12 protein-coding genes are annotated in these 17,445 nt (G+C 47.3%); 6 read left to right on the forward strand and 6 right to left on the reverse strand.

The window, feature by feature from the left end; translation table 11 throughout:
- Nucleotides 1–87 precede the first annotated feature (87 nt).
- From ATB78_RS00385 to ATB78_RS00395, 3 genes are all read right to left on the reverse strand, one after another.
- Nucleotides 88–1,608: a sodium:solute symporter family protein gene (locus ATB78_RS00385; protein WP_038899555.1), complete on the reverse strand. Its 1,521-nt coding sequence runs from the start codon at nt 1,606–1,608 to the stop codon at nt 88–90.
- Between the two features lie 235 nt (nt 1,609–1,843).
- On the reverse strand, nt 1,844–2,236 hold the full coding sequence (locus tag ATB78_RS00390) for a RidA family protein (protein WP_005425100.1): 393 nt from the start codon (nt 2,234–2,236) through the stop codon (nt 1,844–1,846).
- 51 nt (nt 2,237–2,287) lie between these two features.
- Nucleotides 2,288–3,733: a D-aminoacylase gene (locus ATB78_RS00395; RefSeq protein WP_061007477.1), complete on the reverse strand. Its 1,446-nt coding sequence runs from the start codon at nt 3,731–3,733 to the stop codon at nt 2,288–2,290.
- A gap of 179 nt (nt 3,734–3,912) precedes the next feature.
- Here ATB78_RS00395 and ATB78_RS00400 point away from each other — a divergent pair, with 179 nt between their 5' ends.
- From ATB78_RS00400 to ATB78_RS00425, 6 genes are all read left to right on the forward strand, one after another.
- Nucleotides 3,913–5,184 (forward strand): amino acid deaminase, encoded by a 1,272-nt coding sequence (locus ATB78_RS00400; RefSeq protein WP_061007478.1) that lies wholly within the window; start codon nt 3,913–3,915, stop codon nt 5,182–5,184.
- A gap of 89 nt (nt 5,185–5,273) precedes the next feature.
- Nucleotides 5,274–6,137, forward strand: a complete 864-nt coding sequence (locus ATB78_RS00405; RefSeq protein WP_061007479.1) for a MurR/RpiR family transcriptional regulator — start codon at nt 5,274–5,276, stop codon at nt 6,135–6,137.
- A gap of 421 nt (nt 6,138–6,558) precedes the next feature.
- A complete protein-coding gene (locus ATB78_RS00410) occupies nt 6,559–8,190 on the forward strand; it encodes a methyl-accepting chemotaxis protein (protein ID WP_050918945.1) in 1,632 nt (543 codons plus the stop codon).
- Between the two features lie 368 nt (nt 8,191–8,558).
- Nucleotides 8,559–9,506: an HlyD family efflux transporter periplasmic adaptor subunit gene (locus ATB78_RS00415; RefSeq protein ID WP_029561139.1), complete on the forward strand. Its 948-nt coding sequence runs from the start codon at nt 8,559–8,561 to the stop codon at nt 9,504–9,506.
- Nucleotides 9,507–9,510: 4 nt separating this feature from the next.
- Nucleotides 9,511–10,437 carry an ABC transporter ATP-binding protein gene (locus ATB78_RS00420; RefSeq protein ID WP_061007480.1) on the forward strand — a complete coding sequence of 309 codons (927 nt, stop codon included), beginning with the start codon at nt 9,511–9,513 and terminating at the stop codon, nt 10,435–10,437.
- Entirely contained in the window at nt 10,437–11,528 is a 1,092-nt protein-coding gene (locus ATB78_RS00425; RefSeq protein ID WP_061007725.1) for an ABC transporter permease, read from the forward strand. The genes ATB78_RS00420 and ATB78_RS00425 overlap by 1 nt, the downstream gene beginning before the upstream one ends.
- Nucleotides 11,529–11,604: 76 nt before the next feature.
- Here ATB78_RS00425 and ATB78_RS00430 read toward each other — a convergent pair whose 3' ends face one another.
- The 3 genes from ATB78_RS00430 to fdhF all read right to left on the reverse strand — a co-directional run bounded on the left by ATB78_RS00430 (nt 11,605) and on the right by fdhF (nt 17,427).
- Nucleotides 11,605–11,976, reverse strand: coding sequence for a hypothetical protein (locus tag ATB78_RS00430; RefSeq protein ID WP_027726579.1), 372 nt, complete (start codon nt 11,974–11,976; stop codon nt 11,605–11,607).
- 192 nt (nt 11,977–12,168) lie between these two features.
- The gene (locus tag ATB78_RS00435; protein WP_061007481.1) at nt 12,169–13,095 is read right to left on the reverse strand and encodes an endonuclease/exonuclease/phosphatase family protein; all 927 of its coding nucleotides are present in this window, start codon (nt 13,093–13,095) and stop codon (nt 12,169–12,171) included.
- Nucleotides 13,096–13,188: 93 nt separating this feature from the next.
- A complete protein-coding gene (gene fdhF, locus ATB78_RS00440) occupies nt 13,189–17,427 on the reverse strand; it encodes a formate dehydrogenase subunit alpha (protein WP_061007482.1) in 4,239 nt (1,412 codons plus the stop codon).
- Nucleotides 17,428–17,445: the final 18 nt, after the last annotated feature.

Raw genomic sequence — 17,445 nt, forward strand, 5'->3', positions numbered from 1 at the left:
GATAAATTTAGAATGGTGGCTCGGGGGAGCCACCAGTTTGTCAGGAGCTTATGAGCGAGTTTCTGTTCGAGCCGAAACTCTTTGCTGCTAAGCGTTTTGATTTGCTGTTGTGCGGTTTTTTAATGAAACATCTTCTTCCAGAACGCCTTTGTCAGACAGTTCCATTTCCATCAGAGCACGCTCATCATCAAGGATTGCTCGTGCCATTTCTGGTGACACTTGGTTAGCTGGAGTCACTAGGCTTACTGCCACACCAGCGGTTAGGGCAAACAAGCAAGATGGAATCACTGGGTTGCCCCAGAAAGCGGTCAGGTCAGGGCTAAGCATTACTGCAAATGAAGCAATAGACGCACCTGCCAATGTTGCCAATGCACCTTGCCAGTTGTAACGCTTCCAGAAGCGACCCAACATACCGCACACGAACATGCCAGACATAACTGTCGAGATCATCTTAGTGATGTAGCCGATGATGTCGTTAGAGGTCAGCGCGAACAGCAATGCACAACCGATCACTACAACCAAAGCCAAGCGAGAGTAATTCAACATGGATTCTTTGTTTGGTACGCGACCGGTGAACATAACGTATACATCACGCAGCAAGATAGACACGCCCGCAATCGCATCGGAACTCGCACTCGACATGGTTGCTGATAGACCTGCAATCAGAACGATAAGACCAACACCTACTGGCAATACCGTTGCCGCGATGTATGGGAAAGCAAAGTTTGCGTTGTTTAGTTCAGGGTCAATCGCATGCGCCGCCATACCAATGACTGCTGGAATGATAGAGAAGAACAAGTACAGCACACCAGAAGCCACGAATGAGCGACGGATGGTTGATACATCTTTGCCTGAGTAGATGCGTTGGCGGAATGAAGGCGTTGCAAGTACACCCACACCAATCACAACAGCAAGAGAAACCGCTGGGATTAAACCAAGCTTATCAATCGCAAGGAAGCTCACCGCTTCTGGGTCCATGGCAGAATACAGGTTATCCAAGCCGCCAATGTGTTGCACAGACAGTACCGCCATCAGGATGAAGCCAACAAATAAGATGATAGCTTGAATGGTGTCTGTCCAAACCACCGCAGTGTAGCCGCCAATAACCACGTAAATAGTAAACGCTGCTGCGATGATCATCTTCGCAGTGCTCAGCTCAATATCGGCAATCCACGCTAGGTACATACCACCACCAAGGATGTGTGCGCCCAACCAGCCAATAGAAGCGATAAAGATAAGCAGACCAACCACGTTCTTCACGATGCGGTTTGCGCCTACGTAGTATGCGAGCTCTTCACTCATGGTCATAAAGTTGAGTTTACGAACTGGCGCGAACCACAGTGCCAATAACAAGATACCAATTGCGCCGCCAATGCCGTAAAGCGCACCAGCCCAACCGTTTGAGTAACCAAAGCCAACCGCGCCCATACTAGAGCCCGTGCCAACCATGGTTGCTACCGTGGTACCTAATACGAGGAACAGAGGTAAGCCTCGACCACCGAGTAGAAAGTCTTCACCTGATTTTTGGTTGCGAGAGACAAACCATCCCAACCAAATTAAAAATAAGACATACGCACCGAAGCCGGTAAGAAAAAGTGTACTGTTCATTGAACACCTCTCATATCAAAATCCATCTTTCAGATTGATATAATTCCAGCAGCAAGTATTAGATTTTATTCCAGAAATTATCTAATTTTATTTTTTATAGCTTTTGCTAAATATATTAGGCACTACTGCTTTATGAAATTATATTTATGTAGGGAGTGAGAGTGCCAAAAAGATAATAACAGGAAAGTAATTATTTCCGGCACTCTATTTTATTTAATTAGGTAAAGTGTGATTTCTATCGGCGATCTTCGCGGTAGCAAGTCACATCGACTTCGACTTTCACGTCCACCACGAGATCACACACCATGCAAATACGTGCAGGGGGATGGTCACCAAAGAACTCTCTGAACACTTTATTGAACGATTGGAAGTAACGAGAATCCGTTAGTACCACTTTTACGTGTACCACGTCAGCTAGCGTGTAGCCTGCTTCTTCCATGATATCGACACAGTTTTGAATCGCTAGGCGAGACTGGTCAACGATACCGCCTTCTACCACTTCGCCGTCAGTCATTGGTGTTTGACCCGATACGTATAAGAAGCCGCCCGCTTCTGTTGCACGTGCAAATGGTAAATGTTGACCGCCAGTACCTACGCCGCCTTCTACACCATAACGTTTAATTGACATAATATTCTCCAGTGATAATGCTTAATCTATAAAATTAATTAATTTAATAAGTTATTGATGGGTATTATTTCTATAAATAAATACGCCATTTCTATTTTCGGTGACTTTATCTTTTAAATAAGATAGCTCGCCATTTACAAATACAGATTCAATACCTTGCGCGACGGAAATTGGATTTTCGAACGTTGCAGTATCTTTAATTGTCTTTGGGTTAAATAAAACCAAGTCTGCGTAAGCGCCTGTTTTTATTTCCCCACGATCTTTCAATTGGTAGCGTGTTGCTGACATCCCCGTCATCTTGTGAATCGCTTCTGCCAATGGGAAAAGCTGCTCTTCACGACAGTAATGCCCCAAGACTTTCGGGAATGTGCCCCACAAACGTGGATGTGGATGCGGGTCGTTTGGTAATCCGTCCGAGCCCACCATGGTCAACTTATACTTAAGAACACGTTTGACGTCGTTTTCATCCATGCAGTGATAAACCGCGCCCGCAGGTTGCAACGCTTTTGCAGCTTCCATAAGAGGCAGTTGCATCTCGTCAGCAATGTCTTTCAGCATCTTGCCAGCGTGTTCAGGTTTACTTTCAGACCAAGTGATGAAGATGTCGATTTCATCCGTCACCTGTTTTAAATCCAGCGTTGAAGAACTGGCGGAGTATGGGTAGCAATCGCAAGACACGTCTTGATGCTCAGAAACCTTATCCATCAAATCCAGCACTTCTACCGTGCGTCCCCAGTTGCCTGCGCCTGCACACTTAAGATGAGAAATCACCACTGGCACTTTGGCGTACTGCCCAGTTTCAAAGGCTTCTTCCATTGCGCTGATGATTTCTTCAAACTCGGTGCGCATGTGTGTGGTGTAGATACCACCGTGATGACCGAGAATTTCCGCTAAGCGCATCACTTCATCCGCGTTGGCTTGCTTGGCACTCGCATAAGCAAGACCCGAGCTCAAACCCAATGCGCCCTCTTCCATCGCTTGTGCCAGTGTTTGGCGCATTTGCTCGATTTCTTCATCGGTTGCCGTGCGCAGTAAGTCGTCCATCACGTTGTTACGTAAAGTTGTGTGACCGACCAACGCAGCAACATTGACTGCAGGGTTCGCCGCTTGCACCGCCTTCGCATACTCCGCAAAGGTTGGGTATTTGAAGTCTTCCTGCTTGCCCAATAGATTCATTGGGTCTGGCGGAGTATCACTGAGTACCGCAGGGCTCGCGCTAATTCCGCAATTGCCTACGATTACCGTCGTCACGCCTTGGCTAATCTTTGGCAAGCAGTCAGGGTAACGAATCACATTGGTGTCATCGTGCGTGTGCACATCAATAAATCCCGGAGCCAACGCAAGACCCTGACCGTTGATAACCTTCTTTGCAGAAAGCTCGTCTAGCTGCCCTACTTGCTCAATACGATCTTGACGAATCGCAACATCAGCAATGAATGGTGCTGCACCCGTACCGTCAAATACCTCTACGCTTTTGATAATGGTATCGAACAACATACTTCACTCTCTTCGTCCGTCGTTAACATGATTCCATCTTAATAATTCTTGAAATTTAAACAGTGAAGAAACACACAAAAAACTCAGATTTGTTTGATACTTTCTAACATATTATTTATGGTAGTTAGCAACAAACACTTAATATCAATCACTTAGACCATGTTAGAAGTAGGTGCGCCATGAAAGACAATCGCCAAAAGTGTGATAAAAACTATCATAATGAGTGTGTTACCACGCCAGGTTACGGAGAGAAGGCTCAACCTGTTGCGTGCAATTCCGATGGGTTACACAGTTTGATCCATGAAGAGATCACCTTGCCAGCTGCGGTGATCAAATCTTCTTCATTGAAGAACAACCTCGATTGGATGCAACGTTTTGCCAATCAGCACAAAGTGAAGCTGTCACCGCACGGTAAAACCACCATGACTCCCGCTTTCTTTCAGCAGCAATTAGAAAACGGCGCTTGGGGCATTACCGTCGCAACGCCGGCTCAGGCAGAGATTGCGGCGCTAGGCGGAGCGAAAAACATCATCATGGCGAACCAACTAGTCGGGCGTGCTAACATGACCATCATCGCCAACTTAATTGAAACCCACGGGGTCAACTTCTATTGCTGTGTAGACTCAAGCCGAAACGTCAAAGCGCTAGAGCGTGCCTTCGCTGAACATCAATTACCGCTTAATGTACTGATTGAGTTTGGTGTCGAAGGTGGTCGCTGTGGATGCCGAAACCAACAAGATGTGGTTGAACTCGCCACACTCATCCACCAGCAACCTCACCTTACACTCAAAGGTATCGAGGTCTACGAAGGTGTCATTCATGGTGACAATGCTGAGCAGGACATCCGTGACTTCCTCAACACCACATTAGAAATCGCAGCCCAACTACAAAACGACAAGTTGATTGAGTCCAAACCTCTTGTTACTGGCGCAGGCTCTGCTTGGTATGACGTAGTTTCTGAATGCTTTGCCAACCTAGAGGATTTTGATGCCGTCATTCGCCCAGGTTGTTACGCAATTCATGACACAGGCATTTACCTAGACGCACAAAACAAAGTCATGCAGCGCGCTGAAAACAACCAAGGTGTGGCGTGTGATTTAGGTGGTGACTTGGAATCAGCACTAGAGCTTTGGGCTTATGTCATTTCTCGCCCCGAGCCAACCAAGCTAGTTGCCGGCTTTGGCAAACGTGACGTGGCGTTTGATGCTGGATTGCCAATCCCCGAGCGTGCTTACCGCGATGGTGAGTCAATCTCTATTGAAAGTGCGGTAACGACCGCGGTGATGGATCAGCATGCGTTCATCGAAGTAGACGCAAACAGCGACCTTCAAGTGGGTGATATGATTGCCTTCTCAACCTCTCACCCATGTTTAACGTTTGATAAGTGGCGTGCCGTGGCGGTTTGTGATGATGAGTATCAAGTCACTCATTGGGTGAAAACCCGTTTCTGATGATGAGCTTAGTGAGGCTTTTCGTTATACTTCATGCCAAACCAGTAGAGGCGGCACAATCGCCTCCATGCAATAGATAGGAACACAGCTTGAGTTTAGAAGTTGATATTATCTCTCAAATCACTGAACGTTTCAGTGCGCTGCGCGATGCCGAAAAGAAGGTCGCGAAGTTGATCATGGACGACATTCAAACTGCCGTCAATGCCAGCATTACTGAACTGGCAGAAAGCGCAGAAGTGAGTGAAGCCACCATCACCCGTTTTGCTAAAGCTGTTGGCTGCAAAAACGTGCGTGATATGAAGATCAAACTGGCACAAACCTTAACGGTTGGACAACGATTCATCCTTGAGCCGCCTGACCAAAGTGGCTACCAAGGCATTTATGAGTCGATCAAGCAATCCCTTGATGTAAACCGCAGTTTGATTGTTGAAGAAGATATCGACACTGCTGTGAACTGGCTGCACAACGCAAGACAAGTGATCTGTATTGGTATGGGTGGTGGCTCAACCATTGTAGCACAGGAGATGCAGCATCGTTTATTCCGTCTGGGCTACCCTGTTGTGGCGTACAACGATGGCTTGTTATCGCGCATGATTGCGGCGACGGCAGATGCGAACGATGTGTTGGTGATGATCTCAGCCACTGGCTATACCCCGGCCATCATAGAAACCGCGCAATTAGCCAAGCAGTACGGCGTAAAAGTCATTGTGATTACTCCGAAAGACACGCCTTTGACTGAGCAAGCCGATTTGGTTCTGCCTATTGAGCACCAAGAGACGGACTTCATCTACAAGCCATCCGCTTCTCGTTACGCGATGTTGGCTTTGGTTGATGTACTTTCGATGGCATTAGCCGTTAATCATAAGCGACGCTCGCGCGATAAACTTCGCCGACTCAAAGTTGCCCTCGACTCTTATCGTGGCGGTTTGGAAAGACAGCCTCTCGGTGATTAAACCAACGTTGTCTAGATACCCAAAATCTCGCTCATAAAACTCAAACAATGAAGCCCGATGTTCAGCATCGGGCTTTTATTTTACCGAGATAATACTTCAATTCGGTACGATGTCTTGTTTTAATATTTAGGAAAACTTGCTAACACATAAATAACGAAATTCATCAATAAGAAAATTCTGATTGAATGTAAGGTTATCAAGATTAATACCAATTCGTACTCGAAATAATTTATAAGTTAATTAATTATTTTCCCCATCAATAGTGATTAACTATTAACTTATTTTCAAACGAAATATGAACATTAAGTTTCCATTTTATTTTGGTTTCCGATAAAACTATTTGAGACTTTCATCACACTAAATTTCAAATCTCAGGAATAGACTCCGAGCCTTTCAAGCCCCCCCAATTTGCAGTGAGTCTATGAAACTTTCTAACCTAAGTATTAAAAGTAAAATCAGTGCGTTGATACTTGTTATCTCCGCTGCCGTCATTGCGTTATCTTTCTTCTTTACCTCTCAAATAAAACTTATTGATGGCAAGATGACAGAATTTTCTGACACAACAGTGCCAAGTATTTTATTGGTAAAAAATATTGAAATCGAAATTGGCACCTTAAGAAAAGACGAATTCTCTTTACTGACCAATGTAAACCATGCTGAATTTAACACTTGGCTTAAAGGTTTGGATGAATCAGAAAATAAAATCGACAACTATATTGAACAATACGGTAAATCACTTTGGGATCAGCGCGACCGTGATGCTTATAATGAAGTATCGAGTGCATGGTCAAAATACCGTAGCTTCAACGACAAATATTCAGAGCTACTAACCACGAAACGCATTGATGAAGCCAACGCTATGCTGCTGGATGGTTTTTCAACGTTCCAAGCACTTTCTAGCTCGATTAAAGATCTGGTTGAGTTAAACCAAACTTTCATCAAAGAAGACATCAACAGCACTCACGATGTGGTTGCAGACGCCATCACTTATAGCATTATCGCGATTGTTGCTTTATTGGCTTTGAGCTTTGTACTTGGCTTATTCCTCACAAAACAAATCTGCTCTCCACTGCAATACGTGGTCGAAATGGCCTCTAAGATTGCCTCCGGCGATCTAACCTACAAACTTCCGCGCAATAAAATTGGTAATGATGAGCTCGGTTTATTGGCAGACGCCTGTGAAGATATGCAAGCCAAGCTGCTGAGTCTGGTCGATAGCATCTCTTCCACTACCGCTCAAGTGAGCACCGCTACCGAGGAAGTGAGCGCCATTTCAGAACAAACCTCTTCTGGCATGGATGAACAGCAGCAACAACTTAACCTGATTGCAACCGCCATGAACGAAATGCAAGCAACGGTGCATGATGTAGCAAGCAACACAGAAGCCGCTTCAGAAACTGCAAACAGTGCCTCTCAAGAAGCCAAAGAAGGCTTAGAAGTGGTTCAAGAATGTATTGAGCAGATCAACGAAGCTTCAGTCGCGATTCAATCTGTAGGCACCATGGTAAGTGAGCTAGAGCAAGACGCATCGAACATTAGCGTGGTGGTTGACGTGATTCAGGACATCGCAGAGCAAACTAACCTGCTTGCTCTCAATGCTGCAATTGAAGCTGCCCGAGCGGGTGAACAAGGCCGTGGATTTGCCGTTGTAGCTGATGAAGTTCGTACGCTAGCGAGTCGCACACAAGCATCGACAGAAGAGATCGTTGCCATTATCAGTAAACTTCAGAATTGCTCGAAAACCGCTGTATCGGCAACAAACAACAGCAGCGATTTGATTCAAGTGTGTGTTGAACAAGCTCAGCGAGCAGGTACGACGATTGGTCACATCGAACAAAGCGCTGACAACATCGCTGAAAAGAGCATCCAAATCGCGAGTGCGTGCAGTGAGCAGAGCTCTGTGACTGAAGAGCTGCATCGCAATGTTGAACACATCAACCAATTCTCTAGTGAAGTCGCAACAGGCTCTCGTCAAACCGCGATAGCGTGCCGAGACTTAAGTGAACTGGCAGTTGGTCTACAAGAAATCGTCAGTCAATTTAAAACGGCTTAAACAGCCATTAAAGGTTGCGTTAACTTTGTCCTAGCGCGCTCTGTAAAGCCCGATGCTCAACCATCGGGCTTTGCTTTATCTAGCCGTTTCTTTACGCGTGCACGGTAAACCTGATCCTTGTCTCGATTCTTTAATTTATCTTTCCTAATCCCAACAACATCACGGTAACCCACTATATTTGAATGAGAATATTCTTAGAGACGCATTCAAGTGTGAGGCCAGTTTCAATAATTAATCAATTGATGAATATTGAAGAAATTAACTTCCTAGCCGGACAAAACTGACTCACGTTACACTGAATGCAGTCCCACACTCTTCTATAGCTTGATACGATTTCGAGCTCACCTTCTTAGAGGAAGCGTCGCATGATGAAGCGAATCATTCTTGGCACCCTAGCCCTGACTCTTTTAACTGCTTGTTCCAAAGATGACGGACAGCAAGCCCTTGGCACACTAGAACGTGACCGCGTCACCTTTACTGCAACCTCTAGCGAGATAATTCGTGCCCTACCCATCAAGGAAGGCAGCCAAGTCACCGAAGGAGAAGTGCTGGTTCAGCTCGATACAAAGAACCAAGAAGCCGTTTTAGCTCACGCCGTAGCCGAACAAGCCAAGGCTGACGCCTATCTTTTGAAATTGACCAATGGTGAGCGACCAGAAGACATTGCTGCAGCGCAAGCACGTGTTGCCAGAGCGGAAGCTCAATTGGTTGAAGCGCAAAAGAACTACCAACGTAAAGCAGAGTTAGTTCGTAAGAAACTCATCAGCCAATCAGAGAAAGACACCGCTTTAGCAGCCAGAGATTCTGCCCGTGCAGAGCTAGACTCCTCACAAGAAGAGTTCAGCAAACTGACCGCTGGCTCTCGTCCTGAAGATATTGAACAAGCGAAAGCAGCACTCATGGCAGCAAAAGCCGATGTGGCACTACAAGAACAGAAACTGGCAGAACTCACCATCACGGCCACGCGAGATGGCTTGTTAGATAACCTACCGTTTAACCTTGGCGAACGCGTCCCTGTGAATGGTGTGGTTGCTGTAATACAAGCCAGCCGCGTCCCATACGCTCGTGTTTATGTTCCTGCTAACTATCGCGTCGACTTTGTGCCGGGCAAAACGGTTAACGTGCATGTAGATGGCGTTGAGCAACCATATAGCGGCACCGTTCGTTGGGTAGCGACTGAACCTTCATTCACGCCTTATTTCGCGCTCACCGAGGAAGAACGCTCGCGTTTGATGTACTTAGCAGAAGTCGACCTTCAAGACTCAGCACAATCCTTGCCTTCAGGTATTCCAGCGCAAGTGGATTTGGTGGAGTAAGCCAATGACCGAATACGCGATTCAAGCTGAAAATGTAGTGAAGAAGTTTGGTGGCTTCACCGCCATCAACAACATCACGCTCAATGTACCCAAAGGCAGTATTTATGGTTTTCTTGGCCCCAACGGCTGCGGTAAATCGACAACCATTCGTGTGCTGACGGGCTTGCTTAGCCCAAGTGAGGGCAACGTGGACGTGCTTGGGTTAGAGATCCCAAAACAATCGGAACTGCTGCGCCTTAAGATAGGCTACATGACACAAAAGTTCTCGCTTTATGATGATCTGACGGTTCAAGAGAATCTTGAGTTTATTGGACAAATCTTTGGTATGGAAACCAAGGCGCTGAAAGCTCGCATCGAAGAACAGCTATCCACCTACGGTCTCGACCAGTTGCGTAAACAGCGCGTCGGTGGAATGAGTGGCGGCCAGAAACAACGCTTGTCTCTCGCCGCAGCCACTATGCACAAACCAGAACTGTTGTTTCTCGATGAACCCACATCTGCGGTTGACCCAGAAAACCGACGCGATTTCTGGGAGCAATTGTTTGATCTCTCTGACCAAGGCACCACGATTTTGGTCACTACGCACTACATGGATGAAGCAGAGCGCTGTCATCGTCTGGCGATTATGGAAGCTGGGGAAATCCGCGCCGATGGTGAGCCAGAAGAACTCATGGCGCAAATGGGCGTTAACATCGTCGAAGTCAAAGCGGATAACTTACGCGAGCTAAAAGAGAAAGTCATTCAGCGCGAAGAAGTCCGTTCTGCCGCACAGCTCGGCATTCGCTTACGCATTTTAATCCACCAGCACATCGAAGAACCGATCGAATGGTTAACCCAAACCTTTCCTGAGCTTGATGGCTGCGAGATGAACATTGCTCGCCCGAGCTTGGAAGATGTGTTTGTCAGCGTTACGGGAGAAGGTCGCCAATGATGAAATCTATTGCCCGTATGAAAGCGGTGATGCTCAAAGAGATCCGTCAGCTTTCACGTGACCGAATTACCTTTGGCATGGTCGTGATGATCCCGTTGATTCAGCTTTTGCTGTTCGGCTTTGCCATTAATACGGATATTCGCAACATTCCCGTTGGCGTCGTCGATCAAAGTGGCAGCACTGCTGGGCGTGTGATCACCGAGTCCGTCAAAGTCACACAAGTGGTCGATGTGGTCGAAACCTTCGCTACCGCATCAGAAGCCGAGCAAGCCATTCAAGACGGTTTGGTGCGAGCAGCTTTAATTCTACCTAGCGACCTAACACAACGTATGGTGCAAGGTAGAGAGCTTGGCCAGTGGATTGTGGATGGTTCAGACACCATGATCAGCTCTGCGATTCTCTCGCTACAAACCATGCCGTTAACGGATTTTGAGATACGCCCTGCTCCAACCAAAACCTTTGAAGTTGCGCTGTATTACAACCCGAGTCGGCGCTCGGCGGTGAACATTGTCCCTGGTTTATTGGGCGTGATTCTGACCATGACGATGATCTTATTCACCAGTGCAGCCATTGTTCGAGAACGAGAACGTGGCAATTTAGAGTTACTGATTACTACGCCAATCCATTCCATAGAACTCATGGTAGCGAAGATCATCCCCTACATCTTTGTTGGTCTGATACAGGTGTTTATCATTTTAGGCTTGGGTCACTGGATATTTGGCGTGCCGATAAACGGCGCCATTAGTCAGATACTGTTTGGCACACTGCTGTTTATCGCCGCGAGTTTAACCTTAGGTCTAGTGATATCCACCATTGCGACGACACAACTTCAGGCAATGCAGATGACGGTGTTTATTCTTTTGCCATCGATTCTTCTGTCCGGATTTATGTTCCCTTATGAAGGTATGCCCGTCGCGGCACAATGGATATCAGAAGCCCTACCAGCCACTCACTTTATGCGCATTATTCGTGGTGTGGTGCTGCGCGGTGCAGACTTGATGGAGTTATGGCGAGATACAGTCTGGCTACTGGGCTTTACGGTGATAGGTTTAGTTGTTGCGTCATTACGCTTCAAAAAATCACTCGATTAATCCATCAGATTCCAAAACTAAAAACGCCTCCGGATTTGGAGGCGTTTTTATTGAATCATCAATTATCGTAGCGAGATCAGTAATACTCACCCAGAGAACAATCGTGCAAATCTGAAATGCTATAACTTCTTAGCGAATTGATTTTGAAGTTGAAAACCACTTGTTTGCATACGTTTCGACTGCGGTCGCTATAGGTAATGTAACCTTCGCTGTATGCACGTTTACCGCTGGTTGAGGTAATGTCTGCGTTCAACTCCAGATGCGCCTTGTGCGCTTCTACACGTTCCATCATCTCATGTACGTCAAGCCACTCTTCACGATTGGCCATTTGGATCAGCATCGATTCCGCCTGTGTTTCTAGCTTTTGCGGATAAACGTAAAAACGGTTATAGGCAAAATAGGCGCTCATTAAAATAAGTATTAACACTGCTGAGGTAGTTCTTGTCATACAAGTTGCCTCTTATCATTATGAATTTCTGCTTTTCTCTATATTCTCAGTATAGGAAGCGGATGGAGTTTAGGTTAAAGAATTCACCCAAATAACAACTTAAGGTCAGAGTCCGTCAATTCCATGACAACCCACACCGCGATTTAACCTAATTCTAAATAACTAGACACTTTGCCAATAGAAAGTACTAACTCATTGCCCGATTAAAGTCGTCACCAACCTGTGATCAGAGCCATTCGGTTGATCTGTCGATGCTCTTGAACAGATTCTCCGATTTGAGTTTTCTGACTTAAGCCAGAGGTGATCAATCCCTATCATGGCGAAAGCAGGAACCGGCAAGCCTTTCACTGATGTTGGCCAACTGGCAACAGGTTGAGTTTGGAAACGAGAAAACAGCCCATCAAACCTCGGGCTTGAAGCAGAAAGATTGAAATCCCCTATCACGATCATTTCCGGTGTTGGATACAAATCAGTAAGGGTTTCTATGGTTCGAATCAGTGCATTGCGGCGTTGCCATAACGGCTCAGTTCTTGGCGAAGGAGGATGCGCCGTCATCAGGGTAAGAGGGTTGTCCACTTGCCATGTGGCTCGAATCACCTCTTGACCATCTGGGGTGTGATAAATCGAAACAGGCTCCAAAGGATAGCGACTCAAAATCATCTGATTTGACGGGTAACCAACACCGCGCTGGCCGCCATAATAGAAAGGATAAATATCGTCGAGAAGATGAAGCTTCTCCCCAACTTGAGGCGAGAGCTCTTGCATCACTACCAAATCCGCAGGGTGTTTAAGCAAGTAATTGATGAACTGATTGATGTCCGGATTTTCGTAGAACAGGTTGAATTGGACTATCGTCAGCGGTTTTTCGCAGGTTTGGTTATTTGTGATTTGAGTGGGTAAGAGAAACGCAATAGAAGCGGAGCCGATTAAAGCAGAGAAAATGGCTTTCGCCCAGTGACGACAAACCAAAAGTACCAGAGCAAATCCTAGGTAGACGAATAAAAGGAGAGCGGGAATCGAGGTTAGATTCTCCGCCCACCAAATATCATGATATTGCCTTGCCACCAGCCAAATTGAAGCGGGTAAAAACAACACAATCCATTTAATGACTTTCAGCACACGCACGGCTCATTTAGCGATTACATATCATAAGCTTATATGTAATCGCCCAACTCGCCAGTGCGCTGCTGAACTGTATATAAACAGATTGGCTTAAATGGAATGAACCGCTTCCGCTGCAGGCTCTGTGAGCAGCGCTTTTTCGCTCACTTCCACTTTAACCGCAGCGACCTTGAACTCAGGGATCTTCGCATGCGGGTCAGTCGCGGTTGTCGTTAAACGGTTGACTGGTGACTCAACAAAGTGGAAAGGAATGAACACCACACCTTTTTGAATACGCTTAGTCACAAAGGCATCAATCTCAATGCTCCCGCGACGTGTAGATACCGTCAGACGCTGACCATTACTGATACCTAACGCTTCTGCGTCTTCCACGCTCACCATCGCACGAGGGCCAGCAAGATTATCCAACCCTTTGGTTTTGCGCGTCATGGTTCCAGTATGGAACTGCTCAAGTACGCGACCCGTCGTTAACACAAGTGGGTACTCTTCATCTGGCAGCTCAGCCGCATAACGGAACGGTACACCCACCATTTGCCCTTTACCACGAGTAAACTGGGTTTGGTGCATGATGCGAGTACCCGCAGGGTTGTTCTTGTTGCTCGGCCATTGCACACCGTTTGGCGTAATGGCATCCCAACGAAGACCCGCGTATTGAGGTGTCACTCGTGCGATTTCATTAGTGATATCAGACACGCAGTGGTAATCCCAATCACTGCCCATTGCATTGGCGATCTCTTGGATAATCCACCAATCTTCTTTCGCTTCACCCGGTGCCGTTACGACCGGATTCACGCGTTGAACACGACGCTCCGTATTGGTGAAGTGACCCGCTTTCTCAGCAAACGAGCAAGAAGGCAGAACTACATCCGCGTATTGTGCAGTCTCCGTTAGGAAGATGTCTTGAACCACCAAGAAGTCGAGCGTTTCTAAACCTTCAATCACATGCGCTTGGTTCGGGTCACTCAACACTGGGTTCTCACCCATGATGTACATACCACGAACGTCACGATGGCAAGCCGCATCAATGATTTCTGTCAGGGTTAGACCTTGCTCAGAAGGCAGATTTGGTGCGTTCCATTCAATCGCAAACTTCTGACGCACAATTGGGTTGTATACCTTTTGGTAGCCCGGGAAGCTGTTTGGCAAAGCGCCCATATCACACGCGCCTTGCACGTTTGATTGACCACGCAACGGGTTGATACCGCCACCTTCAATGCCGATGTTGCCACACAGCAATTGCAGGTTAGCGATAGAACGCACGTTGTCATGACCTGTCGTGTGCTGAGTAATCCCCATCGAGTAGTACACAGCGGTACGATCTGCCGTGCCAATCATACGCGCCATTGCTTGAATGTCTTCGGCTTTAACACCCGTAACCAATTCCACTTTATCGAGGTTGTAAGCTGGCGACATCACCTCTTGCAGTAAGGTATCAAAGCCATCGACACGTTCTTCGATGTACTCTTGATCGTACCAACCGTTCTTGATGATCTGCTGCATGACGCCATTTAGGAGCATCACATCCGTACCCGGACGGTGCGCCATATACAGCTCAGCATGCTCTGCCATATCGACACGTTTCGGGTCAGCCACAATCAAACGTGAGCCATGGTGACGAATTGCTTGCTTGATGTGTGAAGCGATGATCGGGTGTGCCGATGTAGTATCCGAACCGATAATAAAGATCACATCCGAGTGCTTAATACTTGGAATGTCGTTGGTCATTGCACCACTACCCAGCGACGCCTCAAGACCGGTTACACTCGATGCGTGACACAAGCGCGCACAGTGGTCGACGTTATTGGTGCCCAGTTCACGACGGACAAATTTTTGGAACGCGTAGTTGTCTTCATTGGTGGTTTTCGCTGAAGAGAAGCCCGCTAATGCGTTGCTGCCAAAATCTTGCTTGATGCCGGAGAACTTGCTCGCAATCAGTTGAATCGCCTCTTCCCAGCTTGCTGGCTGCAACCAACCGTCTTTGCGGATCAATGGCGTGGTAAGACGCTCTTCACTGCCAATGAAATCAAAACCAAAGCGCCCTTTCACACACAGCATGCCTTGGTTCACCGGCGAGTCACCGCCTTTCACGTAACGAATCGTATTGGTTGCTTCGTCCACGAACATGGTCAACTTACAACCCACACCACAGTACGTACAGATGGTGTCGACCGCTTTCAGATTTTCAGTACGGCCTTGCGAACGGTCACGACTATCGACCATCGCACCCGTTGGACACACTTGAACACACGCACCACATTGCACGCAGTTCGAATCGCCCATTAGGGTTAAGCGATTCTTGTTACTTCCAAAGTGTGGACGATCGTCAGGACGTAATGCCGGGCGACCTTGTTTGTCGCACACAAAGTTCAGTACACCGTGCACGGCTTTGTCGCGACACGCTTGGATGCACTGACCACAACTAATACAGCGGTTGGCATCAAACTCAATAAACTCAGAGCTACGGTCAACTTCGTACTTATGACGCAGGTCTTTCGCACGAAGATCTAACCAATCTTGATGCGATTTAATCTGCAAGGAGAAGTCAAAGCTTTGCTCAGCCTCATATTCGGTGGAGTAATCACGCAGCGAACAATCGGTATTTGCCTGACAGCCACATTCTAGACAGCGCGCGGCTTCCTTCATTGCTTCTTCGTTATCAAAGCCCAACTCCACTTCAGCGAAGCTTTGCTCGCGTTGTGTTGGAGTCAGCTCTGGCATGATAGAGCGAGCGACTTTTTGGATGTTCTCGAAGTGAAGCGGATCGACTTGAGAGAGCTTCTTCTCTTTACGCGAGTTGAACGCTGCCTTTGGCATATCCGCCATATCACCATTCAAAAACAGGTCAATCGCTTTTGCCGCAACGCGGCCATCACCCACCGCTTCAACTGCCGTTGCAGGACCACGGCGGAAATCACCAATACTGAAGATGTTGCCCGTGCCGGTGTGCATGGTCTTTTCATCTGCATCAGAGGTGTTCCAGCGCGTTAGCGGAATAGATAAGTCTTCACCTTCTAGGAAGCTCAGGTCTGGCTTTTGCGATACTGCCGCAATTACGGTGTCGAACTCTTCGGTGAAGAACTCGCCGGTTGGTTTAGGGCTTCGACGACCAGATGCATCCGGCTCACCCAACGCCATGCGCTCTAGACGAATCGCACTCACGCGTCCGGTTTCATCGGCAAGGTTTTCTGCAGGGTTGGTCAAGAAGTGGAATTTCACCCCTTCGTGTTCCGCTTCGACAATCTCGTAGTCTTCTGCTGGCATTTCGTCACGGGTACGACGGTAAATCAACGTGGTGTCTGCACCAGCACGACGCGCAGTACGAGCACAGTCAATTGCCGTGTTACCACCACCGATCACCGCGACTTTTTGACCCGTTACATAGTTTTGCTCAGTGACGTAATCTTTTAGGTAATCAACGCCTAAGTAGCAACCTTCAAGGTCGCTGCCTGTGTAATGCATTTCGACCGCTTGAGACGCACCGACCGCCAAACACACTGCATCGTATTCTTCACTCAATTGAGAGAGCGTGAAATCCACACCCAACTTTTGATTAGTGCGAACTTGCATGCCATTGCGGCACATCAGTTCGATTTCTTTATCGAGAATGTCTTTTGGTAAACGGTATTCTGGGATGCCATAACGCAACCAACCGCCCGCTTTTGGCATGGATTCAAAGACCGTAACGTCGTAGCCTTCGTTCGATAGGTAGTAGCCAGCTGTCAGACCACCAGGGCCACTGCCGACGACGGCAATGTTAAAACCTTTGCTTGGTTTCTTTTCTGGCACATAGGCTTCATGCGCTGACAAATCCGCATCCGCGGCGTGACGTTTAAGCTGACGAATAGCGATAGGCTCATCGACTAAAGAGCGACGACATTCACTCTCACAAAATGCCGGGCACACACGGCCAATCGATAGCGGCATAGGCAGTGTACGCTTAATCACTTCAATCGCTTTTTGATGATCGTTTTGTGCGATGTGATAAAGGTACGATTGGATATCCACGCCCGCTGGACATGCGGTTTTACATGGCGCTTCACAATCGGCGTAATGGTCCGTCATGATGCGGTTGAGTGCTTTTCTTCGGTGCTCGCTTAATTGTTCTGATTGCGTGACCACATTAAGGCCGCGGTAAACTTCGAGTTCACACGCTCGCTTAGTACCGCCACTTTCGACTTCAACTACACACAAGTCACACGGTACTTTTTCATTACTTTTGTTCATTCCGCACAGCGATGGGATCTCGACCCCACACACTTTTGCTGCTTCTAAAAGGGTTAGACCCTCTTCTACAATTCTATATTTTCCATCGATGACAATTTCTATCATGCAACCCCCGCAGCAAAG

The sequence above is a fragment of the Vibrio sp. CUB2 genome (genome assembly GCF_001557945.1).
GTDB lineage: Bacteria > Pseudomonadota > Gammaproteobacteria > Enterobacterales > Vibrionaceae > Vibrio > Vibrio owensii.